Here is a 22,060-nt window from a genome sequence, read left to right as displayed (position 1 = left end):
GCCATGCCGGCGTACTATACCTTCGCGGACGGCGGCTTCGGCCAAATCAAACGAAAGACAAACAAAAGGGATCGGAGTATCTATCTGTTTGACTCCTTTGTTTCACTTTTTCGCCTTTTTCGTTTTAGTTAACAAGGGTGTTTGGCCAACGCAACCGCATCGGCGCCCGCTGCAAAACGCAGGCGGCCCGAGGTGTCGTTCGCCGCCTGCCACACCGCTTCAGCGACTTCATCCGGGTGGGTCGTGGCGTCGAGTTGCGAGAAGCCTGCGAAGACTTTGCCCGCGAACGGCGCATAGGGTTCGGTAATCAGACCCTGCATGCGCGTGGCGCCGTTGTCGGCGAAGCGCGTGTCGGGGCAATAACCGGGTTCGATCAGCTTCGCACGCATGCCGAACTCGGCGAGTTCCAGCGCCAACGATTCGGTGAAGCCTTCGATCGCGGTCTTGCTGGCCGTGTACGCGGCGACCAGCGGAAACGGCGCGAGCGTGGCGCTGGAAGTGACGTTGACGATGGTGCCTGCGCGGCGTTCGCGGAAGCGCGGGATGGCCGCCTGACACATCGCCATGGTGCCGAAGGTGTTGGTCTCAAAGATTTCGCGCACGGTCGCCATCGGCGTGGCCTCGAACGCGCCGAACAGGCCAAGGCCGGCGTTGTTGACCAGCACGTCGATAGGGCCCGCCGCGTCCAGCGCCCGGGCGATGCTGTCGGCATCGGTCACGTCCAAGGGCAGCACACGGATGCCGGCCGACGCGGGGAACAGGGCGGCGCGGGGATGGCGCATCGTGGCAATGACTTGCCAGCCCTGCGCATGGAAGTGGCGGACGGTGGCCAAGCCGTAACCGGACGAGCAGCCGGTGATCAGTGCGGTATTCATGGGGTGGCTCCTTGGATGGGTAGTAGGTCTGGGATGCCAGCTTGACCCGCGCTGTCCGGATGATCGATAGTCAAACGTCCGCATTATTTTAGTGATAGTCCGGCTATGAGCGATCCTCTGTCCCAGGTCATCGGCCTTCTGCACCCGCGGGCCGCCTTCGCCAACGTCATCAGCGGCAAGGGCCGCTGGGCCGTGCGCTATGCCGAATACGGCAAACCCAGCTTCTGCGTCGTCCTGGAAGGCGGCTGCCAACTGGCCATCGACGGCCATGCGCCATTCGCAATCGGCGCGGGCGATTTCATCCTCCTACCCGCCACCCCAGCCTTCACTCTGTCCAGCGACGATCCGCCCCCGCCCGTGTTGCGGGATCCCGATGCCTTGCCCAGCGACGGCAGCGAGGTGCGTTATGGCGAAGCGGATGGCGCGCCGGACCTGCGCTCGCTCGGCGGTGCGTTCCTGTTCGACAACGGCAACCCGGCCCTGCTGGTCTCGCTGCTGCCTGCCGTGGTCCATGTGCGTGGCTCCACGCGCCTGGCGCAACTGGTCGCGATGGTGGCCGAGGAGACCACCACGATCCGGCCCGGTCGCGAGTCGGCGCTGTCGCGGCTGGTGGAACTGCTGCTGATCGAAGCCATGCGCTCTACCACCGCCGGCAGCGCCCCGCCCGGCTTACTCAGGGGTCTCGGCGACGAACGTCTCGCCATGGCGCTGACGCTGATGCATGCGCGCATCGAACGCCCCTGGACGGTCGCGCAACTGGCGAGCGCCGCCGCGCTGTCGCGTTCGACGTTCTTCGAGCGTTTTACCCGCACCGTCGGCGTGGCGCCGATGGAATACCTGCTTGCCTGGCGCATGCAGATCGCCAAAGAGTTGCTGCGCCAAGGCGAACTGCGCGCGTCGGAGATCGCGGAGCGCGTGGGTTATGGATCGGGCAGCGCTTTCAGTGTGGCGTTTCGGCGATATGTGGGGATGGCGCCGAGTCGGTATTCGCAGTCGAGCGCGCACAACCACAGAAAGGAGGCAGGTTCATTTGTCGATAAATGAATCTGCTCCCTATTTTTCCGCAGTCCCGTTCACTTCGTCGGAAGGAAATCGTTCGCGTTCACGAGCTCAACGCCCGGCGCCGCGCGCGCGCAGCTTGCCAACTGCGCGACATGTCCCTGTCCGTAGAACACCACGGCATGATCGCCGGGTTTGAGCGCCTGTAGCAGACGCGCGCAGATGGCGAAGTTGCGTTCGGCCCAGGCGGCGTTGAGGGCGACGCCAGGTTGCTGCTCGCCTTTGCCGTAGCGCAGGAATTCTGCGTAGAAGGAGGCAGCCTCATCGATGGCCTGCTGCGTGTTCATCTCGCGCAGGACGCCGCCAATGGTGTGCGTGGCCTGCAGCGCGGTGATGCGGGCGGTGATGGCTTGCGCCTGTTCCGTCAGCGCGCTTAGCGCATCGGCCTTACCGTTGGACTGGGCCCATGCCTGTACGGCTTCGAACGGGAACTCGCCGGGGACATCCAGACCGTGGACCTGCTTGAGGCCACGCTGCTTGGCCAGACGGAAGCCGAGCTGCACTACTTCGTTGGCGGAAGGCGGCAGACTGCCGTTGAGGTATTGCACGTACTGGGTGCTTGCGGTGTCGGCCGGCCATTCGACGCCGACCAGGGTCGGCTCGAACTTCGCCAGCGCATCGGTAACCGCCTGCAACTCGGCTTGCCGCTGCGGCACGGTCACATCCACTGACTCGACATTCGCCTGGTCCTGGCCCGGATTGCTGAAATGGTAGGTGCCGACGATCAACACGCGCGCGGGTTCGGCAGCCTGCAAGGCGGCGGGAGCGAACACCAAGCAAAGCGCGAGCAGGTAGCGGATCATGGCAGCAGCCTCACAAGGTTTATGGAATCCGGGCAACTTTGCATCAGCAAGCGAACCGATACCTGCCTTGCCTGCCAACGCGACGAACAGGAGCGGCCGACCTCGCCATGGATTGTTTGCCAGTCTAGGGCGGCCGGCGCCTGCCAGGCATGTGCCGTAGGATGGGCTGGATAGCACGGTAGGCTGGGTTGGTTTCATCAACCCAGCATCTCGCGGTCGCAGGCTGAAAGCGCTGGGTTGATGGAGCCAACCCAGCCTACGGCTCTAGCCGGCGGTGTAACTCACCAAGAGGTCGGCCAACTCTTTCGGGTGACTGAGCGCAACGCAATGGCAGCCCGGAATCTCGTCGGGGGTGATGCCCAGGCGCTCTGCCGCAAGCCGGCGCAAGAAGTCGGGCGGAAAAAGGTGGTCGTCCTTGCACAGCACAAATTTCGTCGGCACCTCCGGCCACGCGTTCAGCGGCCACGGCGTACGCCAGGCCGTCGGCGACTCATCGCGTGCCCTGCGCAACGCCTCTTCGGCCAGGGCGCGTGGAACGCCGTTGTAATAGCTGACGAGCGGATCGTCGTTGCCGGTCTTTCCGTCATCGCGCTTGGCCTGTTCCCGCGAGGCCTCGCTGTAGCCGGTGTTGGCCCACCAGTCCTCCGGGGTCTCGCCTGGGGATGGAATCATCGCAGCCAGCAGAACCAGCAGATCGGTCGGCAGTCGGGCGGCCACCAGCGGTGCGGTGAAGCCGCCATACGATTGGCCCACGACCACCAGATCCCTCCGGCTGCCGACAGCCTCGACCACGGCGTCCGCGTACTCACCCAGTCCCGCAGAGGGGTCGTCGCACGGCAGGTCGGGAGCGATCACATCGTGCCCCCGCGAACGCAACTCCGCCTCCAGCAGATGCCAGTACCAGCCGACGTCTCCGCCGCCATGGATCAACACGAAGGTCGTCATGTTCGCGAATCCTTGCAGTCAAGGTCGTTGATTCGGTTGAAAAGAGTATCAGGAACGATTTTCCGCGCCATAAGTTGTCCCTGACACCTTAAAGTTGCCTCTGCCCACTTTGGTCCGGGACTTGGACTTCAAGAATGTGGGCCTGACGATATGGAATGAAACCGGAGGAACACTGATGCGTACGATACTGATCTGCTTCACCCTGTGCGCCAGCTTGTTGGCCGCCTGCGCGGCCCGGGCGCAGACGGCAGCGGCGGCCGAGGCGTGCAAGTCAACGGCTACCGGCGATCTGCATGTGCATGCGTTGAAAAGCGAGATCTTCGGCAATGAGCGGAAGATCCGTGTGCTGTTGCCGACAGGGTATGGCGACGCCGCCAACAAGGATCGCCGCTACCCGGTGCTGTACCTGCTCGATGGGCAGAATGTGTTCGACGCGTGCCTGAGCGAGGTCAGCCACCACGAGTGGAGCGCCGACGAAGCGGTGCGGCAATTGGTTGCGGACAGGAAGATCCCGCCGCTGATCGTGGTGGGCGTGGACCACGCCGGCAAGGATCGTGCGCGCGAATACCTGCCGTACAAGGATTTCGTCGGCAACCCCGACATGGACGAACCGGCCGGCAAGCAGTTTCCCGATTTCATGACCAAGGAAGTCATGCCGCTGGTCGACGGCAACTACCGCACGCTGACAGGCGCGCCCAACACCGGCATTGGCGGTTCGTCCTACGGCGGCGTCGCCAGTCTGTACGCGTTGCTGGCCAAGCCGAACGCGTTCGGTTATGGCCTGATCGAGAGCCCGGTGCTGTGGGTCGGCATGGGCCAGTTGGTGCGCGATACCAGTCCGTTGGCGGCCATGCCCAGGAAGGTGTTCGTTGCATTCGGCGGCAAGGAGGCGTCGGATCCGTACATCAGTCAGAAGATGATCGGGTTCGTGCGCCAGGTCGAATCGAACTTCCACGCCGCCGGTTATGACGAAACGAATTTCCGGGTGGTCATTGAGCCGGAAGCCGAGCACACCGAAGCCGCGTGGGAAAAACGGCTGCCCGGTGCATTGACTTTCCTGTTCGGCGATTGGAAACCGACGCCCACACAGTAACTACAGACTGACCGAAGAAGCCCTTCCCCCGTTTACGGGGGAAGGTGCCGAAGGCGGATGAGGGCGCTTTTCGCATCAAGACTGAGTTGCAGTGAAGCCTATTGCGTTGGAACACGATCAAGAGCTGCCCCCATCCGCCCTGCGGGCACCTTCCCCCGCGAGCGGGGGAAGGGCTCATTCTGAAGGGCTGCTTCTCCTGAAGCACGCGACTGCAGGCGATACGTGCTGGCGATGATTGAATCAGGGATCGCAGAGACCTCTCCAAACAAATCGGCGCCCACAAGGGGCGCCTGGAACAGTGAGGTTCTGGGACAAGCGAAGCGTTGCCTGCCCCGAACTTTTTCGCGATCCGTCAGGGCAACGTGTTCAATGTCGCCCGCACTGGCTGCGAGAAGTTGAACCCGTCGCGACGGTCCCAGTTGATCGACCAGGTCATGACGCCGCGGAACGTGGGATAGGCCTGCTGGGGCCGGATGGTTCCGCAACTCTGCAGCCGCGTCAGGCAGTTCAAGGCATTGGCGATCGTGGCCGACGACGCCTGTCCGCTGTTGGCCGACGAGGGTCCCGAAGGCAATCCGAATGCCACCTGGTCCGGCCGCAGGCCATTGAACACGACGCCGGTGTTGTTGTTGGTCCTGAAACCCTCGATCAGCATCAGGCTGGCGCCGACCAGCATGTCTACCGAACCCTCGGCCAGGCCGTTCTGGCTATACGGCGAATACAGCGCGCCGTTGTTGTAGTACTGCACATGGATCAGGTCCAGCTCCTGGCGCAGTCCATCGATGATTGGCAGGTAAGCGCCCCAGATTCCGCTGTACGCGGCGAAGCCGCCCTGCACATACGGGTGCTCGGGCGCCATCGACAGGTAGAACGACGGGCCGATGCGCGTGTTGAGCTGCTTGATGGCGGTGACCAGATTGGTCTGGACGGGCGCGCCGTGGGAGACGCCCGCGCCGCTTTCCAGATCGATGTCCACGCCGTCGAAGCCGTAGTACCGGATCAGGTCCTCCATGCTGTTGACGAAGTTGGCGACTTGCGCCGAGTTGTTCAGGGTTACGGTGCCGTTCTGGCCACCCAGCGACAGCACCACCTTCTTGCCGCGCGAACGCGCCGCGGCCACGTCGGCGATGAACTGCGCTTCGCTGCCGGCGCCCGGATCGACCGTGAAGCTGACGTTGCCGTTGCCTGCATCGTCGCCGAAGGCGACCACGATCACGTCGAAGTCGTTGGAGACCTGGCTGATCGGAATCGTGGGACCGGACGGATTGGTGAAGTTGTGCCAGTACCCCACCAACGCATGGCGCGGCAGGTCGTTGGAACCGCCGCTGGCGCTGGTGGTCGCGGTGATCTGCGCGCCTTGCGCCGAGGCGTTGCCGGCGTTGTCGCGGGCGCGTACGCGGAAGGTGTAGGCCGTGGAGGCGGCAAGGCCGGTGCTGCTGAAGGAAGTGCCGGCAGGCGAGCCGACCAGCGTGCCATTGCGGTAGACGTCGTAGCCGGCGATGCCGCTGCCGCCTGCGTTGTCGGTGGAGGCGTTCCAACTTAGGTTGATGCTGGAGGAAGTCACCGACGTAGCGGTCAATCCGGCAGGCACGCCGGGTGCGGTGGTGTCGGGCGTGCCCACGGTGTTGACGGTGATGTTGGCCGTCGCGGAAGTGCCGGTGGCGCCCGCGTTGTCGGTGGCGACCGCCTTGATGGCGTAGGTGCCGGCAGCCGCATTGTTCCAGGTCACACTGTAGGGGGACGTGGTATCGATTCCCAATGAAGTGGTGCCACGAAAGAACTGCACTTGGGTGACGGTGCCGTTGGCATCGGCGGCATTGGCCGATACCGTGATGTTGGCGCCTGCGTTGAAGGTCGCGCCATTGGCCGGTGCGGTGAGGGTGACCGTCGGCGGGGTGTTGGTGCCGGTGCTGCAGGCGCCCAGGTCCTGGTACCAGCCGCAGCTGGGGCAGTGCGTGGGCGGTGCATTCCAGATGGTTGTAGCCGCCTGGTACAGCCGCCCCTGGTAGACGAGCTTGTCGCCCGGGTTATAGATGGTGGAGGCGTTCCATTCGGCGATCCCCGTACAGCTGACGCTCTGCGCCTGCGCGGGCGATATCCATGCGGCCAGCAACAAGCCGCACAGCAAACCCTTTGCCAATCTGATGCTCATGAGTGTGTTCTCCAGGTGCCTGGTGGATAGGGACAGAGGCGGGCGCGTAGGCGCGGGCCGTTCACGCGACGCACCGCAAAGCTGCGGCGGCGCGGTTGTTCCCTCAGGCAAGAACGACAAGAGTGTTGCGGTCTGTTGCTGATCCGTGGAGTGCGTTGCATTCGTGTGCAGCGCTATCGGCGCCGCCGACTGTGGTGCGCGACCACCCTCGCGTCAAGCGGTGTGTTTCGGAAAATGCTGTGCTCGTCACGCTACGAGAAAATGCTGTCCTGCATCGAAGTCCGCGTGCTTCCGCAACCGTGTCGCGCCTGCGTCCGGCGATGACCGATTTTGTCTTGCCCAAGCCGCTGGAAGTCTCGCGCATGCCGCATCGGGCGTGGCGCGATGGGACGTGCAGACAATGCGAGTCGCGCGTAGGCGGGCGAAAAGGCTGCAGCGCGCGCGATGGGTATCGCTGAGCTCAACCCACCCTACGAGGCGTGCCCCCGAGCTTGCTAGTCAGGCAGCGCAACAGGTCCCTGCCACACGCCAGCATTGACTACCCAATAGACGAATCGATCCTGGCCCACGCAGAACGCATTGAGCTGAGTATTGGTCTGGGGGAAAGTCGCCAGTGGAGCACCTGCTGGCGCAATGCCCGATGGCCCCAGCCCAACAGGTCCTTGCCACGTTCCAAGCCCCTCCACCCAACTTACGTGAAGTTGCTGGTTGGAACCGACATATAGAACATCCAGTTGATTGGGGGAGCCCTGGTAGCCCGTCGCCAGGGCGGCGCCGGCCGGCGCGGTTTCTCGCGGGGTGATTGCAACCGGCCCCTGCCAGATACCGCCGCCCACGACCCAGCTGACATTCAAAGCGCCTTGGTGGTCGACGAAGAATGCTGATAGTTGATTCGGCCCTTGGCCGGCCGCGGCAATTCCCGCGCCTGCAGGAGCAATTCGAGTGTTGCTGACCGTGACCGGTCCTTGCCATGCACCCATGCCCACAACCCAGGACACTTGAAGGCCTTCATTGGTGCCTATGAACACCACATCCAGCTGATGCTCGCCTTGCATGATGGCCGCAAAGGCACCGCCTGGCAGATTGACGTCCTTCGGCGAGACGGCGGCCGGACCATGCCATCCATCCGCGCCCACCTTGTCTCCGCTTGCCCACATCACGTTGAGTTCGCCTTGGTTGCCGAAGAACAACACGTCCAGCTGGACCTCGGAAAGCTGGTGAGCTGCCTTGATATGCGCGCCGGGCGGTGCAGTCCCCGGTTCGCTGATGGCAACGGGGCCTTGCCAAAGTCCGCTTCCCTGCACCCAGGCAACGTATACCGCTCCGTTGTGGCCTACAAAGAAGACATTGATCTCTGGAAAGAACTCTTCAACCGGCACAATTTCGTAACCGTCTTTGCCATCCGTATCGTGCGCATCTCCCGCTTCGCCTCGCTCATAAGAAGGGACAATTACGGTGGTTCTACGTACTGCGGCAGCGACCGGGGCCCCCGGTGGCGCCAATCTAGGTTCGCTTATTCGATGTGGTGGTTGCCATTGGCCGCCCCCTATAACCCACGCAACCCACAAGGCTCCGTCTTCTGCGATAAAGAACTGATCCAACTGGCCACCGGTTGGGTGGAGGGTCTGTTGCAGAAGGGCGATGTGGGCCCCTGGCAATGCTTTGGCTGGCATGTGCACTCCTCGTTTGCCCAAGTGCGCCGGATTCACGCGCGGTGCGTGACTTGAAGACCGTCGCACATACCACCGGAACGACCGCTACATCTGGAATCGGTCAAGCAGTACGACTTGTATGTGGATTGATCTGCTCCCGTTTTTAGTGCGAACTACTGTGAGCATGGATTTGGCGCGGTGGGAGTTACTGCTCAGGTTTGCGGAGCATGTGTGTAAATAGTTCACAGCCCGTTTGTCGGAATCATGAGCTGCTTTGTGAGTAAATCGCGGCGATCCGCATGGCGACTTGGGGGTGGTCGCGGTAGTAGGCGGCGTTGTCTGCCAAGGTGTGCCAGCGCTGGCGGTCTTGCAGCAGGTGGGTGATGTGCTGGGCCATGGCCATGAGTGAGGCAGGCTGGGTGGGTGGGTGAAGCTAACCCAGCCTGCGGTCCTTAAGCCCACTCCACGGGGTCTTTCTGGTGTCTGCATTCGACCCACCCTGCGGCCCGATCAGATACCCTGCCCGCCGGATACTTCGATCCGCTGCGCGTTGATCCAGCGGTTGTCCTCGGACAGCAGGCTGGCGATCATCGGGCCGATGTCGTCCGGCAGGCCGACGCGGCCAAGTGCGGTCATGCCCGCGAAGATCTTGTTGATCTCCGGATTGTCACGCACGGCGCCACCGCCGAAGTCGGTCTCGATTGCGCCCGGCGCCACCGTGTTGACCGCGATCCCGCGCGCACCCAGTTCCTTGGCCATGTAGACACTGAGCACTTCGACCGCACCCTTCACTGCCGCATAGGCGGCGTAGCCGGGGTAGGACACGCGGGTGAGGCCCGACGACAGGTTGACGATACGGCCACCGTCGGCGATCAACGGCAGCAGTGTCTGGGTAAGGAAGTACACGCCCTTGAAGTGGACATTCACCAGTGCGTCGAACTGCGCTTCGGTGGTCTGCCCGATCAGGGCGTAGTCGCCGTGTCCGGCATTGTTCACCAGGTAATCGAAAGTTTCGCGCTGGCAGGTTTCGCGCAGTGCCGCGTGCAGGCGTTCGGCGAACGGTACGAAGCTGGCGATATCGCCGGTATCCAGTTGCAGGGCGACGGCCTTGCGACCCATTGCCTGAATCTCCGCGACCACCTCCTGGGCGTCCTCGGCCCTGCTCTGGTAGGTAACGACGACGTCGCCGCCCTTGCGGGCGATGCTGAGGGCGGTATTGCGGCCAAGCCCGCGGCTGGCACCGGTCACGATGGCGATCTTGTTCATTTGGCAGCTCCTGTAAGAGGGAGCGCCATGATCCCTGCCAAGGGCGCGGCGGTCGTTACCGGAACCTCCCCCATCCTTACCTTTTCCTCCAGACAAGGTTTGCGTACCGCTCCAGTATCGTTACGATCGCGGCATGACCCACACGCTGCTCCAGGCGGTTCGCCGATACGTCGAGACGTATGCCGATCCCGCCGGCGTTGCCCAGACGCCCATTCCGGGCCTGACCACCATCCGCTCGGTCACGCCCAGCGGTCTGCAGCACGCCATCTCACAGCCGCTGGTGTGCCTGGTGCTGCAGGGAAGCAAGCAGGTGGCGATGGGCACGCAGTCCTTCTCCTTCGGCGCCGGCGATTCGCTGCTGATTACTGCGGACGTGCCGACCGTCAGTCAGATCACGTGCGCCAGTGCCGACGCGCCCTATCTGTCGCTGGTGCTGGAGCTGGATCCGGCGGTGATCGCCGACCTGGCGATGCAGATGAAGGAGGAAGCGACCATTGCCGACGGCACGCCGGTGCGCGTGGAGCCCACCGATGCGGAGGTCGCAGACGCGGCCCTGCGGTTGATGCGCCTGTTGGATCGCCCGGCGTCGATCCCGGTGCTGCATGCGCAACTGGTGCGCGAGCTGCACTATTGGCTGCTGGAAGGAAAACACGGCGCGGCGATTCGTCGGCTGGGCTGGCCGGATGGCCATGCGCGGCGTGTGGGACGTGCGGTCGCGTTGCTGCGCGCGGAGTTCGCCCGTCCATTGCCTGTCGATCGGCTGGCGGCGACAGCCGGCATGAGTCCGTCTTCGTTCCACCATCATTTCCGTGCGGTAACTTCGTTGTCGCCGATGCAGTTCCAAAAGCAGTTGCGTCTGATCGAAGCGCGCCGGTTGATGATGTCCGAAGGCCGGTCAACAAGCAGCGCGGCGTTTGCGGTGGGTTACGAGAGCGTCCCGCAGTTCACGCGTGAATACGGCCGGATGTTCGGTTTGCCGCCCGGGAAGGACAGGGAGGCAGTAAGGAATTGGGCGGGCGCGGCGGCGTAGCCAATGCGGTTCGCAAGGCGGCGATGAGAGAGGCAATTGGAGGGTGGTCGGGGCTGTTTTCGCGCGGCAGGTGGAAGACGGTGTCGGTGTAGGAAAGCGAGGTCAGCCAGTGGGATGCCTGAGAGGGTCCGCAAGTTGAGCGCAGCGAACCCTGTTTTTATCGGATCTTACAGCGTCAACTTGAACTTACTTTCGAGAAATACACTCTCACGGTGGAAGCCGAGGAACTTATGCTGGTCTTGCGAGAACGCGCCTACATTGATTGCAACATCCGGGTCGATGCCCATGCGCCGAAGTGAATCCCGATGTACGACGGGCGAGATCAGAACTTTTCCGCTGTCTTCAAAGGCAATAAATCCACGATCGAACAGGTGATCGATGGTGGGCGTCAGCAATAGTCCGTTCGTGCCATCCAGTCTTTCTTCGTTGGTAGAATCCCGCCATGGTTTGCAATGACTGGCACGCAGATGCTCTACCTGGTCCACGCGGGTAATCCGGCAGAACGCCTCATGCTTCAGTACGTTCTGCTTGAACACACCTTGCCCGCGCCGCGCCATCACAACCGCTTTCCGCGTCGTTTCGGGTACAGTTTGATCTTGCGAAATCCGGCGTAGCTCGTGCTCTTCCCACTCAATCAGCCCGATTGCAATAGGTGGTTGCGCTGCATCGGAAACACGCGTCATGTGCACAATGCTGCGGGCTTCTCTGCCCAGAATATCAATCAGTGCCTCTGCGAATGAGTCGGGCAACAGGGTGAGATAAACACTCTGCAAGCCCTGTCCGTTCGATTGGAGCGGCGCGTAGCGTTTAGGCAGGTGTGGTTCCAGCTGCGCCATGTACTCGGCAGGTTTTATTGGAAACTTCAGCTCGATAAAACGTATATCTACCCGCCAACCGATCTTGTCCCAGTAGGCGCCCGACTGCCCAAACTCAAGCGGCTTGGGTGCTTCATACGCATGCGTAGACGCAATTCCTATTGCCTTGATCAGACCATCTGCATAGGAAAAAACCACATCTCCGGGCGCGACTTCGCGCATGAAATCGTAGAATGCGTTCGCGTGCCCATTAGTCTTACGCTTGGGCGACCACAGGTAACCACCCGGGACTTCATGCCGGTAGGTTTGCTTCTGGTTGACCCACCAATAGCGCATGGCGTGGAAGAGCTCGAGCGAGTGTGAAGGACTTTAACTCTTTTGTGAGCGCATGGCTGTATCTGTCGAACCGGGCGGCTGTGTTACCGCCCATCAAATCGGTTTATCAACCAGGGTCAGATTACTTCCAGCTAGGTATTGCAGAACTAATGGAAACTCATCGCTCTCCTTTGATACATGGCTTTCGTTGCTTGAAAGTGCGTAGTCCTCGAGCGATGGATCTGTTATCCGCGGCCTGGACACCAATGAATGAGGAAATATCCTCCCCGAGTAGAAGGCTTCCATCTCTTCCATGGTCACTCTGTAGAGAGGCACAGGACGACTCAATGCTCGCACCATTGCCTTGAGCTGGATTCGGCATCCGGCGTATGTCCACTCCCAGCCATCGGCGAATGGGCGATATCGATAAACGTCCATATCGCCGACTGTCGCTGCCTTCTCGACCGCCAATAATTCGATGCGCTGTGGAGCCAGCGCATTCTTATCGAGAAACTTAACTGTCGATATGGCCAGAAGTGGAAGACTCGGAGGTTCAATCAGCGTAGCCATTACATCGAATAGGCGCTGTGGACACTTGTAGCAGTACTCCGTTTCGTACGTACGTTCGTCTATGCCCACGATCCATTCCGGACGCACGCCAAATAGCCTGCCTACTGCATCAACCAATTCTGGCGTGAGCACTGAAAGTAATGCCTGCTCGCTAGCTAAATCGCTGTATCGCAGCGAAGGGATAAGACGCGGGATATGCCCTGACTGCAACCCATGGCCCTCAAACACCTGCAGAAATCTGGATGCGATATCAGCATCTTTTTGACCTGACCGAGACTTCCACCACCGATTCAACGCTCGTAGGTCTATCCCTAGTCCGTAAATATTCGGCTTCAATTGAAAGATTTCATCGCCCACGTGACGCACCTTCTGCTACACGCCTAGTTGCAGCTTAGTACACCGTAAGGCTAGGGAGCTCATCAGCCCACGCTAAAAGACAGGTATATCGAGCCGACGCAGCGGAATCCTCACGCAATGTGACGCTCAGGGACACGTAAATAATTCACACCCCTCTGCCCAGCCACCGCGCACAGGTCGTATCGCGACCTGGCATGTGTTTTGCGTTCCTAGTCGTGGGGAGAGGTACCAATGAAACTAATCAGCTTGATTCTGCTCGCGTTGCCCATCGTGGCGGGCAATGCCTGGGCGCATGGTGGTGGGCTTAATAAGGATGGCTGCCACAATGACCGCAAGAACGGTGGCTATCACTGCCATCGCGGCAGCAGTCCGGCGCCGGTTGAGCGGCGCACTCAGCCTGCGAATCAGCTGGCGCCCTCCTACTACGCCGCACCCGCACGATCACCCCGAGGCCGCGCCTTCGCCAACTGCTCCGAAGCACGAGCGGCCGGCGCCGCGCCGGTCAGACGTGGCGAACCTGGTTATGGGCCGCATCTGGATCGGGACAATGATGGAGTTGGATGTGAGCCTTACACAGGGCGTTGAAAGAACGCGGTTAAGTGCTTTTTCTAGCAAATGAACCTGACCGATTTTTCGTAGTTTCTAAAGCTACTTGGCTCTACTGGCGCATTAAGGGAACAGTATGTTGATACACAATTTCGGTCACCTGTGGGAAAGAAAGTACATTCAGTTCGGACGACCAGGTAACAAGGGGCACTTGAAAGGTTACAAAACGGCCACCGGAAAGGAGCCGGACTTTAGAGAGCAAATCGGCATATACATCCTTTACGACAAAGATCGACAGCCGGTTTACATTGGACAGACGGGCAGCGGAAATCAACGGCTCTTTAGCCGTCTTAAGGCGCATACGAATAACCACTTATGGAACCGCTGGGAGTACTTCACGTGGTTCGGCATTCGGCGGGTAAACGGCGGCAACAACAAGCTTTCAGAACATGATTCGGCTACCAAAAGATACGTTGCGGCAGGATCAGCTATCCTGAACGAGATCGAAGGCGTTCTGATCTCGGCGCTCGAGCCAGGATTGAACAAGCAAGGCCCTAAATGGGGTGCAGTTGATGAGTACTTCCAAGTTGTCGACGAAAAGTTGGAGGAACGTCAGGTTTCAGAAGTGCTGCTAGAGCTTGAAGCTATAAACAAGAAGTTTGACGCTTTATCCCGACGCTTGGCGAAGACGAAGCCCTGACACGTGACGTGCGCTACGGGCACTCTTCCATAATGTATAAGAAGATGGTCGCGTCGGTGCGTTGTTAGGCATGTAGAACGGCAGCTCTAGCAGTTGCGGGGCTAGAAAAGACACTCTGACCCCGTTTTCAAGGCGCTAGGTTGATGGAACTAACCCGTCGCAGCCATGGAGATTACTCGATTACCTTCATCGGGTGGGGAAAAGCTTTTCTCACTCCCTGCGACAGCTGTACGTAAATAATTCACCAAGCAGATTCGCGAGGATCAAATGCATCGATGGGAGCGTATCGCGCTGCGAGCGCATATGCCCGCAGCCGGTGGATGTTATTGCTCCTTATTTCCATGCTCGTCGTTCGGGTTTGCAGGACAACCCGCTTTTGGTAAACCCACCCTCCGGGACCTGGACTACCCCCGTTTTCTGGGCAGTCATGTCACAATCTGTACATCCGTCCACGTGTACGAGCCGATGAGCAAGAACGAGAGGAAGACCGAGAACATTGTGCGTGATGTACTGCGAAGGCACAGTTACTTCGAGGATGACAATGACATTGTCATCGAGGAACAGAAGAGCAACATTGATGAAGTTCGCAAGCTTCTAAAAGCCGCCAGCAAGTCCGGCGGCGGCGGTAATGGCTCGCCGGAGTTCATAATCAGCTCCCCGTCGAGTTCTGACTTCTTACTCGTTATCGAGTGCAAGGCATCAACCAAAGACCACGCTAGTTCGAAATGTCGCAGCACTCTGGCTGGCGTTTCCGTAGACGAAACCGCAGCCGAGTATAACAAGCGGGTACAGCGCTATGCCGCTGACGGAGTATTGCACTATGCAATCCAACTCGCGAAGGAGTTTAACGTAATCGCTGTTGCAGTTAGCGGCGAGACGAAGAGTAGCATCCAGATTGACAATTACCTTGTATCCAAGGGCGGCACCACGGCACGGCCTCTTCGGACCAAGGAAGGAACTGACGTCACCGGCATAATTTCTTGGCCTGACTACATTGAGCACGCCACGTACGACCCGGCGGTCCAGCGAATTCGCTTCGATGAATTGATGGCGTTCTCGCGCGAATTGCACGAATTCATGCGCGACCACGCGAAACTAACCGAAAGTCAGAAGCCCCTGCTGGTAAGCGGCACGCTAATTGCTCTTCGGAATAAGGCTTTCGCGCTCGCGTATGAGACATACTCACCTGAAGAGCTGCAGCGCGCATGGATGCGCGTTATAAAGGACGAAATACACAAGGCCGACATTCCAAAAGCCAAGAAAGAGAATATGGCACAACCATACTCAGGTATTGCAGTCCACCCTGAGTTGGGAAAAGCCAAGGCGAAGTTTCCCAAGGGCGTGTTGCATCAACTCATCAAAAGGTTGAATGAGAAAGTCTGGCCGTTCATCAGCGTCTACCACGACTTCGATGTTGTGGGCCAGTTTTACGGCGAGTTCCTTAAATACACCGGCGGCGACAAGAAGGCGCTTGGCATTGTCCTAACTCCTCGCCATATCACAGAGCTGTTTGCGTTACTTGCGAATGTCAACAAGGACACTCGGGCGCTGGATATATGCGCGGGCACTGGGGGTTTTCTGGTCTCGGCGATGCATCAGATGATGCGAACCGCTCAGACGGAAGCTCAGAGGACGAAGATAAAAAGTCAAGGGCTTATAGGCGTCGAGCAGCAGCCAGAAATGTTCGCGCTGGCCGCGTCCAACATGATTCTACGGGGCGACGGAAAGGCAAATCTCCACCAAGGTTCTTGCTTCGATGATGCTATTACGAAGGCGATAACTGCCCATAACTGCAACGTCGGCTTACTAAACCCCCCGTTCTCACAAAGCGACGCGGACCAAGCTGAACTCTACTTCGTGAAACATATGCTCGATTGCCTAAAGAAGGGCGGCACGGGAATAGCGATTGTGCCCATTTCGTGCGCAATTTCCCCGCACGTGGCCCGGCATGAGTTACTCAAGCACCACACGCTTGAAGCAGTTATGTCGATGCCAAATGATTTGTTTGCTCCTGTCGGTACCGTTACTTGCATCATGGTGTTCACGGCCAAGATCCCCCATGCTGCCAGCAGTCGAAAGACATGGTTTGGATATTGGCGCGACGATGGATTTGTCAAGACAAAGCATCGGGGTCGAATTGACCTATATGAACGCTGGCCAGCCATTCGCGATCGGTGGGTAGAATCATTTCGCAATCGGGAGGTACACGCGGGCGAAAGCGTAATGGTAGCGGTGACCGCCGATGACGAATGGTGCGCAGAGGCTTATATGGAGACCGACTACTCTACGCTCACCCGTAGCGAATTCGAACGCGAATTGAAAAAATATGTCGCTTTCAAGATTCTCAACGAAGACTTGATTTTGGACGACGATGAAGAAATTGAATGAGTTGTTCAATGTTGCCTACGGCAACAAGCTCGATTTCAACAAGATGAAGCAAGCCAGTAGGCGCGATGGTGGAATCAACTTTGTTGGGAGGTCAAGCCAGAATCATGGGGTGACCGGAACGGTTGCTCCAATTGCTACCACGCCTTACGAGGCGGGCTTAATCACTGTAGCGTTAGGCGGCACGAAGCTGCTTTGCTCGTTCGTGCAAGAGCACGCCTTCTATACTGCGCAGAATGTGGCGGTACTGAAGCCGAAGAAGGCGATGTCTTTCGCCGAAAAGCTGTTCATTTGTATCAGCATCCGACACAATCGTTTTAAGTACAGCGCGTTCGGACGAGAGGCCAATCGCACCCTTCGTGAGCTACTAGTGCCCGACTTGGCCGAGTTCCCTTCGTGGGTAGAAGGCGCGGAAGTAGACGCAATTGGAGATAAGGCTTTGCCCCGCGTTTCAGGCGCAGTGAATTTCAATACCGATGCGTGGCGTCCTTTCCCGCTGTCTGCGCTTTTTTACTTAAGGAAGGGGCGCCGCTTGACTAAGGCGCAGATGACGAAAGGAGAGACACCTTTCATTGGCGCCATTGATGGTAACAATGGGATTTCAGCCAGGATCGGTCAGCACCCCATTCACGACGGCAATACGATTACTGTCAATTACAACGGTTCCGTCGCCGAAGCGTTTTATCAAGAGGTGCCGTTCTGGGCATCCGACGACGTCAACGTGCTGTACCCAAAGTTCGAGATGACGCCGGCGGTAGCTCTGTTTCTTACGACAGTTATACGGCGCGAGAAGTATCGGTTTAACTACGGTAGGAAGTGGCATCTTGAGCGAATGAGTCAATCAGAGATCCGCTTGCCTGCCAATTCAGCGGGAGAGGTTGACTTCGCATACATGCAGTCCTTCATGGACTCGCTTCCATATAGCTCGCAGGTAGCATAATTTACTTGGGCGTCGTGCTGTCCGCTATGGAGCGCCAGGCTAGCGGGGTCAAGTTCAGAGGAACAGGGTCAGGCTCACTAAGCATCAAACAAAAGGCGGCCATCAGGCCGCCTTTTCCCTTTCAATTCCCATCAAACCTCAAACCCCAACCGGATTAACCTTCTCCATATCAATCTTGTACTGCTTGATAGCCCTGGCCACACATCCTTGCCAGTCATCTTGCCGTCCGCCGCCAGCGCGGCAAGGGCCGCATGCACGATGCAGTTGCGGACGGTCATCAAGCCGCCACCTCAATGTATTCCACCTGGTTGGACGGCTGCGGAACGGCGGCGCCGTCCTCCCGCAGGCCTGCCTGGTGCAGCTCGATGGCATCGTGGACAGGGCCTCCACCTCGGCCTTGGTCCCACCTGTGGCAATGCAGCCCGGCAGATCCGGCACGTAGGCGCAGTAGCTGCCGCCCGCTTGTTCGATGACAACGGCGTAGCGCATGACGGTTACCTCTTCAGTCCAGCCTGCCTTCCTTCTCTGAGAAGGCAGGCCCATCAACCCATCCGCATCTGCGGAGGACTGATTTCCCTTGCTGGCTCATCCATCGCCTGAGCCAGTGACTGCCGCTGCTGGGTCTCGTTCAAGGCCTGTAGCTGCCCCAGCGACTGTTCGACCGGCGTGTTGACCGCATCCTGGGTCTTCATCATCGCCCTGCGATGCGCCGGATCAGCCGGCTCACCCTGCACCACGAACAGGTTCTCGCCCTTGCGCATTGCACCACGTTCCTCGCTCAGAAAGATGTGGTCGATACCCGACAGCCCATTGGCCTTGGCCAGACAGGCGGCGCTGGCGGCCATGCACGCACTCTGCCCGTCGTACTCGCGGCCAGCCTTGGCATCCAGACGGCGCACCGCCGCCTCGGCCTGCAAGACCAGCGGGTCCGGACGGCTGGCGCTCGCCTGGTCGCGGTCCGGACCCGTCGGCCCGCCTTGCTCCTGCTCGGAGATCAACCACTGCAGCGGCGTACGCTCCGGCATCTTGTTGTTCTGTTCCGTATTGAGCTCGCTCTTGGGAAAAGGCGCATCAATGCTCTTGATGTCCCGGATGTTGTCCAGCGGCTTCAACGCGCCTTCGTAGTTCTTGTCCTTGCCAAACACCGTATCCCGGTGCAGCCCCGCATGGTTCAACGCGCTCCAGGTGAAATCGATGCAGCTGTTGGACGCCCCGCCGTATTCCATATCGAAACCATGCTTGGCCGGAGCCTTGCCGAATTCCTGCAGCTTGTCGTACTGCTCCTTGCTGATCTCCATGGTGCGGGAGTAGCGGGGATCTTTGTAGTCCTTCACATCCGTGTCGTACACCTTCCCCGGCCCACTCGATTGCCCATGTGCGGCTGGCGCAAAGCCGTAGCTTTTTTCTTCTCCACCATCAGAAATCGAGTAGAAGACATGCCCTGCCGCAGAGGTGCCTCCGGGAGGTATCGTCAACGGCGTTCCGGGGGCGGCGACATAGACTGTGGCTGTGTATCTCTTTTCCATGGTTGCGCCTTATTTTCCCTGGCGTGGATAGGCAATTATCAGTTCTGAATTGATAAGCGCTGCATTCTCTTTGAATAACGCTTCGCGATTCCGGACAAAGCGAATCGTTGCCCGATAGCGGCCCGAAGGCACACTTGGTGCATAAGCAAATTCGAGTTCGCTGTATTTTGCGAACTCTCGATAGGTGGAGCCTGGCGGAAGTAAACCCGCCGCCTCCATCGTGTCGACATCGGCATCGGCGGGGGTCAGTCCGGGCACCAGGCCATCGGCAGGGACCGCTAGAGACACAACCGCCTCGCCTGGCCCAAACCCGGTTTTCCACTGGCTACGTTGAAGACTTACCGCAATCTGACCAGATTCCTGGATGCGGTAGAGGTGCACTTCTGCCGATACGTCAGCAGCTCTCAATCGGTCCGCTGCATCGGACACCGCAGTGGAATCGCCATCGGCGGCTGCAGCGGGATCGACGTTCGTTAGTCGCACCCCTATGAATAAAGGTGGAGACGGATTGTCCGCCCATGCGGGCACATCGAACTCCAGTTCGATGGGTCCGGTTTGATTCGGATCCAACTTGCGTACAAGGGGTACTGTAGTTCGCATGTCGCTCGGTTCCTTTGCGATGGATTCGCTTACTTTCTGCGGCTGCGGTTGGCAGCCCGTCATCGCGCACAGGGCCAGGGCCATGAACGCTCTCCGCATTCCTTTGTTTGCTGTGAACACGACTACCTCGTCATGGTGTGAGATGGGGCGCATAGCGAGCATGCAGTCTGCCGATGCGCTGCAAGCCTCCTGTTTTCCTCGCACAAAGGCAATGGGTGACCGATGGTCACCCATCGCTTGAGCACGTCGCGGATTTTCGATGGCATGGGATCGCATTCCTTGTGATGGTTTACTGGCGCCAGGCCATTGGCCTGCCAGCGGATTCCTTTCCGGAATGGAGATGGTTACCCCATCCGCATCTGCGGAGCAGCCGCTTCCCTTGCAGGCTCATCCATCGCCTGAGCCAGTGACTGCCGCTGCTGGGTCTCGTTCAAGGCCTGTAGCTGCCCCAGTGACTGTTCGACCGGCGTGTTGATCGCATCCTGGGTCTTCATCATCGCCCTGCGATGCGCCGGATCGCCCGGCTCACCATGCACCACGAACAGATTCTCGCCCTGGCCTACCGTGCCGCGCGCCTCGCTGAGCAGGATATGGTCGATCCGCGACAGCCCATTGGCCTTGGCCAGACAGGCGGCACTGGCGGCCATGCAGGCGCTCTGCCCGTCGTATTCGCGGCCGGTGGCGCTATGGAGCCGCCGCACTGCCATTTCCGCTTGCGCGTGCAAAGGGTCTTGTTCGTTGGATCGGCCTATGTGCTGTTCCATTTGCTGCAGCGAAATGCCCAGATCGCCACTTTGGAAATCCCGGACCGTGACCTGCCCGCCTGCCGAGTTGGCAATGACAAGGTTTGCGTTATCCATGGTGTACGTGAACCTTCCATCTTCACTGCGGAAAGTGTTGGCCGGATCACCGGCGCGTTGGGTGCCTCCACTCAACGCCTGCTCACCCCAGAATAGGCGGCCCTGCCGATCGCTGTCCTGAATCACGTCTCCATCATCGACCAAGTAGGTGTCTTGTCCGGCCCCACCCTGGAGCTGATCCGCACCAGCACCACCTATCAAGACATCATTGCCAGCGCGCCCCATCAGCGTATCTCTGCCGCCCATGCCCATAAGCAGATCATTGCTGGCAATTTCAGCGCCATTACGCATCTTCTGAGCATCGATCAACGCGTCCCGGTTGGGATCAGCATCTTGCAACGTGGAATTTCTTCGCTCAGCCGACAAGTTCGCGCCTTGTTGCAAATCCCTTCCGGCGTCCAGATGGATCGCCCCAGCATGGAAATTTTCCGTCGTGAGTGTGTCGGCAAGATGCGGGTACTCTTCCCGCAAATGCGCCAAGAGCGCGACCCTGGCCGGCTCAAGCGCGCGTGAGATCTCGGAAACTGAGCCGTACTGCGCCGTGAGCACCGGATAATCCCGGTTGGCCAACGCGATAAGATTACGCGTCCCGGGCTCGCCATCTACCGTCACACCCCATCGCCGCTCGACACGATCTATCTCGTTCCGGTGAAGCTGATACATCTGGTAAACAAGCTTGGATTCGTCAAAGGTAACGGCCGCCGGATCGTCATAAAGCCCAAACACTTCGGCCTCTGCGAATCTCCGCTTTCTCAAACCGGCCTCACCTTCGGCATACGTTCCCCAGCAGTTGTAGCGCATCTGAAACCAGGACTCCGCCCTATCCCCGTCGCTTATGGCGTCCATGACCGGGCTTCTGGACAAAGCGCCAACCCCTCGGTTGTACGCGACCGACACCATCGCCACACGCTCTCGTGACATTGGCATGTTGAGATCGTTCGCCGGTTGCTCGTACTCCCGCACTGAAGCGAGCAGCAGCTGGTCTGCCTCAAGTGCGTTCAATTGCCGCGGAAACATGAGGCCAAGTCGAGTTCGACTATCGTTTGGAGCTGCATCGATGGCCTGCAAGGCACGCCATTCGCCTTCGGTCAGATCAATGGCAGAATCACGCCATATCTGAACATTGTTTCCACGATTGAAGGTGTAACCGTAGCCAATTGTCGCCATTCCATCGCCGACGTCCTGCGCACGGGCGTGCAGGCCTTCCGCGCCAATGATTACGACCTTAAGTGCCGCCGTATATTCTTCCTGTGTAAGCTCGTTGTAACGCATCACTTGCTCCTCCTTGAGTTTTATTACGCCTCTTAATCCTGACTACACTCTTGCCTGACCCTGGCAATATCCTCTGCTGTAGTATTTCCCGTCTTCCTCTTCATAGACTGACTAGATGCAATAAGGTCCACGTCGTCGGATGACGGCTTCTTGATGGTCTCGGCGGTCTGCCAATGCAGAGTGCCTCCCGATTTTCTGGCGGACCCCAAGTAGATGGCGCCATTCCTGCCGCTCTCGATCGAAACCACCGCAGTATTTCCGACCACCACGCCCAGCACGGATCTCGGCTCCCCCTCGTC

20 protein-coding genes are annotated in these 22,060 nt (G+C 59.4%); 7 read left to right on the top strand and 13 right to left on the bottom strand.

Annotation, left to right across the window (positions count from 1 at the left end):
• Positions 1-128 precede the first annotated feature (128 nt).
• Positions 129-875: an SDR family oxidoreductase gene (locus tag CSC73_RS12200; RefSeq protein ID WP_163840703.1), complete on the bottom strand. Its 747-nt coding sequence runs from the start codon at positions 873-875 to the stop codon at positions 129-131.
• Positions 876-980: 105 nt separating this feature from the next.
• On the opposite strand from CSC73_RS12200, the gene CSC73_RS12195 reads away from it, so the two are divergent.
• Positions 981-1,919 carry an AraC family transcriptional regulator gene (locus CSC73_RS12195; RefSeq protein ID WP_163840702.1) on the top strand — a complete coding sequence of 313 codons (939 nt, stop codon included), beginning with the start codon at positions 981-983 and terminating at the stop codon, positions 1,917-1,919.
• A 29-nt stretch (positions 1,920-1,948) separates the two neighbouring features.
• Here CSC73_RS12195 and CSC73_RS12190 read toward each other — a convergent pair whose 3' ends face one another.
• Together CSC73_RS12190 and CSC73_RS12185 are read right to left on the bottom strand one after the other, a co-directional pair.
• Complete coding sequence (locus CSC73_RS12190) at positions 1,949-2,737, bottom strand: DUF5694 domain-containing protein (RefSeq protein ID WP_163840701.1); 789 nt, start codon at positions 2,735-2,737, stop codon at positions 1,949-1,951.
• 264 nt (positions 2,738-3,001) lie between these two features.
• A complete protein-coding gene (locus CSC73_RS12185; protein ID WP_163840700.1) occupies positions 3,002-3,682 on the bottom strand; it encodes an alpha/beta fold hydrolase in 681 nt (226 codons plus the stop codon).
• Between the two features lie 175 nt (positions 3,683-3,857).
• On the opposite strand from CSC73_RS12185, the gene CSC73_RS12180 reads away from it, so the two are divergent.
• The gene (locus CSC73_RS12180; RefSeq protein WP_163840699.1) at positions 3,858-4,775 is read left to right on the top strand and encodes an alpha/beta hydrolase; all 918 of its coding nucleotides are present in this window, start codon (positions 3,858-3,860) and stop codon (positions 4,773-4,775) included.
• A 352-nt stretch (positions 4,776-5,127) separates the two neighbouring features.
• Here the strand turns inward: CSC73_RS12180 and CSC73_RS12175 are convergent, their stop codons facing one another.
• From CSC73_RS12175 to CSC73_RS12165, 4 genes are all read right to left on the bottom strand, one after another.
• Positions 5,128-6,927: an Ig-like domain-containing protein gene (locus CSC73_RS12175; RefSeq protein WP_163840698.1), complete on the bottom strand. Its 1,800-nt coding sequence runs from the start codon at positions 6,925-6,927 to the stop codon at positions 5,128-5,130.
• 494 nt (positions 6,928-7,421) lie between these two features.
• Complete coding sequence (locus CSC73_RS12170; RefSeq protein WP_163840697.1) at positions 7,422-8,600, bottom strand: beta propeller lectin; 1,179 nt, start codon at positions 8,598-8,600, stop codon at positions 7,422-7,424.
• A gap of 241 nt (positions 8,601-8,841) precedes the next feature.
• Positions 8,842-8,976 carry a hypothetical protein gene (locus CSC73_RS18565; RefSeq protein ID WP_281352899.1) on the bottom strand — a complete coding sequence of 45 codons (135 nt, stop codon included), beginning with the start codon at positions 8,974-8,976 and terminating at the stop codon, positions 8,842-8,844.
• Positions 8,977-9,089: 113 nt separating this feature from the next.
• Entirely contained in the window at positions 9,090-9,845 is a 756-nt protein-coding gene (locus CSC73_RS12165) for an SDR family oxidoreductase (protein ID WP_163840696.1), read from the bottom strand.
• Positions 9,846-9,978: 133 nt separating this feature from the next.
• Between CSC73_RS12165 and CSC73_RS12160 the strand changes: the two genes are divergently transcribed.
• Positions 9,979-10,875, top strand: coding sequence for an AraC family transcriptional regulator (locus CSC73_RS12160; protein ID WP_163840695.1), 897 nt, complete (start codon positions 9,979-9,981; stop codon positions 10,873-10,875).
• Positions 10,876-11,042: 167 nt separating this feature from the next.
• Here CSC73_RS12160 and CSC73_RS12155 read toward each other — a convergent pair whose 3' ends face one another.
• Both CSC73_RS12155 and CSC73_RS12150 read right to left on the bottom strand, forming a co-directional pair.
• Positions 11,043-12,026 (bottom strand): HNH endonuclease, encoded by a 984-nt coding sequence (locus CSC73_RS12155; protein WP_163840694.1) that lies wholly within the window; start codon positions 12,024-12,026, stop codon positions 11,043-11,045.
• 93 nt (positions 12,027-12,119) lie between these two features.
• Entirely contained in the window at positions 12,120-12,932 is an 813-nt protein-coding gene (locus CSC73_RS12150) for a hypothetical protein (protein WP_163840693.1), read from the bottom strand.
• A 231-nt stretch (positions 12,933-13,163) separates the two neighbouring features.
• Between CSC73_RS12150 and CSC73_RS18595 the strand changes: the two genes are divergently transcribed.
• The 4 genes from CSC73_RS18595 to CSC73_RS12130 all read left to right on the top strand — a co-directional run bounded on the left by CSC73_RS18595 (position 13,164) and on the right by CSC73_RS12130 (position 17,503).
• A complete protein-coding gene (locus CSC73_RS18595; protein WP_163840692.1) occupies positions 13,164-13,517 on the top strand; it encodes an excalibur calcium-binding domain-containing protein in 354 nt (117 codons plus the stop codon).
• A 97-nt stretch (positions 13,518-13,614) separates the two neighbouring features.
• The gene (locus CSC73_RS12140; RefSeq protein WP_163840691.1) at positions 13,615-14,178 is read left to right on the top strand and encodes a GIY-YIG nuclease family protein; all 564 of its coding nucleotides are present in this window, start codon (positions 13,615-13,617) and stop codon (positions 14,176-14,178) included.
• 465 nt (positions 14,179-14,643) lie between these two features.
• The gene (locus tag CSC73_RS12135) at positions 14,644-16,566 is read left to right on the top strand and encodes an HsdM family class I SAM-dependent methyltransferase (RefSeq protein WP_163840690.1); all 1,923 of its coding nucleotides are present in this window, start codon (positions 14,644-14,646) and stop codon (positions 16,564-16,566) included.
• Positions 16,550-17,503 carry a restriction endonuclease subunit S gene (locus CSC73_RS12130; RefSeq protein WP_163840689.1) on the top strand — a complete coding sequence of 318 codons (954 nt, stop codon included), beginning with the start codon at positions 16,550-16,552 and terminating at the stop codon, positions 17,501-17,503. Before CSC73_RS12135 ends, CSC73_RS12130 begins: the two co-directional genes overlap by 17 nt.
• A 138-nt stretch (positions 17,504-17,641) precedes the next feature.
• Here the strand turns inward: CSC73_RS12130 and CSC73_RS18405 are convergent, their stop codons facing one another.
• The 4 genes from CSC73_RS18405 to CSC73_RS12115 form a co-directional block, all read right to left on the bottom strand.
• Positions 17,642-18,046, bottom strand: coding sequence for a type II toxin-antitoxin system HicB family antitoxin (locus tag CSC73_RS18405; protein ID WP_211840876.1), 405 nt, complete (start codon positions 18,044-18,046; stop codon positions 17,642-17,644).
• Positions 18,046-19,029 (bottom strand): XVIPCD domain-containing protein, encoded by a 984-nt coding sequence (locus CSC73_RS12125; RefSeq protein WP_246197509.1) that lies wholly within the window; start codon positions 19,027-19,029, stop codon positions 18,046-18,048. The genes CSC73_RS18405 and CSC73_RS12125 overlap by 1 nt, the downstream gene beginning before the upstream one ends.
• Before the next feature lie 9 nt (positions 19,030-19,038).
• Complete coding sequence (locus CSC73_RS12120) at positions 19,039-19,713, bottom strand: hypothetical protein (RefSeq protein WP_246197508.1); 675 nt, start codon at positions 19,711-19,713, stop codon at positions 19,039-19,041.
• Positions 19,714-19,973: 260 nt separating this feature from the next.
• Positions 19,974-21,761, bottom strand: coding sequence for an XVIPCD domain-containing protein (locus CSC73_RS12115; protein WP_163840688.1), 1,788 nt, complete (start codon positions 21,759-21,761; stop codon positions 19,974-19,976).
• Between the last annotated feature and the right edge of the window lie 299 nt (positions 21,762-22,060).

The sequence above is a fragment of the Pseudoxanthomonas sacheonensis genome (assembly GCF_010093305.1).
Lineage (GTDB): Bacteria > Pseudomonadota > Gammaproteobacteria > Xanthomonadales > Xanthomonadaceae > Pseudoxanthomonas_A > Pseudoxanthomonas_A sacheonensis.
Note: the sequence above shows the minus strand (reverse complement) of the source record. Positions and strands in the feature narration are given on the sequence as shown.